This is a genomic window from Ruegeria sp. CK2, from assembly GCF_056536585.1.
In genome coordinates, this window is sequence record NZ_JBQFPW010000062.1 from 1 (window position 1) to 1281 (window position 1281).

The 1281-nt window shown below is 54.4% G+C and carries 1 protein-coding gene; it reads left to right on the forward strand.

Features of this window, described 5'->3' with window-relative positions; genetic code table 11:
• Positions 1–1274: S8 family serine peptidase (locus ACR0BU_RS24685; protein WP_480755786.1), on the forward strand; the 1274-nt coding region annotated here is incomplete at its 5' end.
• Positions 1275–1281: the final 7 nt, after the last annotated feature.

A 1281-nucleotide genomic window follows, 5' to 3' on the forward strand; every position in this document is an offset into this window, starting at 1 on the left:
GAAATGGTGGCGGCGTTGTTGCGTTTGACGGAACGTCGCAGGCTGCCCCACACGTCACTGGAGGATATGCCCTGTTAAAGAGCCAGTGGCCAGAGCTGACGGCCCCTCAAATCTCTCAGATTATGTTTGATACAGCTGATGATCTCGGAGAGCCGGGCGTTGACGAGATCTACGGGCAGGGCTTTCTCAATCTGTCCCGCGCCATGCGTCCTGTCGGTGAACTTGTTGTTTACCAGGGGAACACCACAAAAAGCGAAGCTATCCCTCTCGCCAGAACGGGCATCGTCGCCAGCGGTGCCCTGGCACCGGCACTCAACCAGGCCCTCACAGGGCAGGTCCTGATGGTTACAGATGAGTACACGCGCGGATTTGATCTCGCCGCCAGTGCCCTGGTTTCCGAAATTGAAGCGCCAAAACCCCGTCTCACGATCGCAAGGGAAGTAAAGGTCAGCGACACCCTGACAGTCATGCGTTCAAATCACAGCACAGGTATCCGTTTTGACGGAGGTGCTTCGACCTCAGAGATAAACCTGGGAGACGCAGATCCAGGCGCAGATCCATTTGGACAACTTCTTACAGAAGACTACTCATTTGGGCACAAGCTCGAACTCACGGGAACACTGGCGCTTATTGCCGACCATGCATTCGGATCATCCTCTGGCTCTTTTACCAGGACCAGCGTGGGGCTTGAGGCAAAAGACAAAGATGGATCAGGCCTTTCTGCTCAGTTCGGTCTCATAGAAGAAAACAGTACGGTGCTGGGATCACGCTTTATGGGTGCTGCGGGTCAGGACGGACGTAGCTCTACCTCATTTCTTGAGATATCTGGATCTGTTGCGGTTGGGCAGGGTACTCTCCTGACGGTATCTGGCACGCAAAGCACGACAGATTTCCAACAAGCAGGCCTGGTCACTGGCGGCAACAACCTGATGGGACGTGCCGGCCAAATATCAATCAGCAAAAAACGCTTTCTCGGCAGCCCAGGCACTATGAGCGTGTCTGTCTCCAGTCCGCTTCAGATCTCATCTGGTGAGATCTCAATTGACCTCCCCCAGGACAGGGTTGCAGCCGTCGCCGGTCGAGAAAGCACGGGCGTGACAAGAACCTCTCAAACTGTGGACATTACATCTTCAGTGCGGCCAATAGATATTGGCCTGACCTATCAGATTGCTTCAGATGCGCCTGGATCCGATATTTTGTTTAACGCGGGATATCGAGCACGGGGCGGTGATCAAAATCCCTACTTTGGATTTGCCCTCAGTCACAGCTTCTGAGCCGCAG